Below are 318 nucleotides of genomic sequence, written 5' to 3' on the forward strand. Positions count from 1 at the left end.
GATCATCGGCGTCATCGCCGATCCTTTCGACGCCGACAGCATGGTCTGGCTCGGCAGCCTGGCCGGCACGCCGGTGCATTTCTGCCTGGCGCTGGCGGCGGACATTCAGGCCTATCTGTCGAAGCATGAGGAGTCGCTGCACGCGGTGCATTCGCTGGTGCAGGATGGGGGCAGCGCGCCCGAGCGGCGTACCGCCGAGGTGCTCAGCTTTGCTTCGGTCAGTGGCGCGTCCAGTCCGGCGGTGAAACTCGTCAACTCGACCGTCTATGACGCGGTGCGGGCCGCCGCCAGCGACATCCACCTCGAAAGCACGCCCAC

At 67.0% G+C, this 318-nt stretch carries 1 pseudogene; it reads left to right on the forward strand.

Annotated elements, in window-relative coordinates:
• Positions 1–318: pseudogene (locus tag CAPSK01_RS21255) on the forward strand (type II/IV secretion system protein); the annotation flags it as partial.

This window comes from Candidatus Accumulibacter vicinus (assembly GCF_000584955.1).
In the GTDB taxonomy this organism is placed as follows: Bacteria; Pseudomonadota; Gammaproteobacteria; order Burkholderiales; family Rhodocyclaceae; genus Accumulibacter; species Accumulibacter vicinus.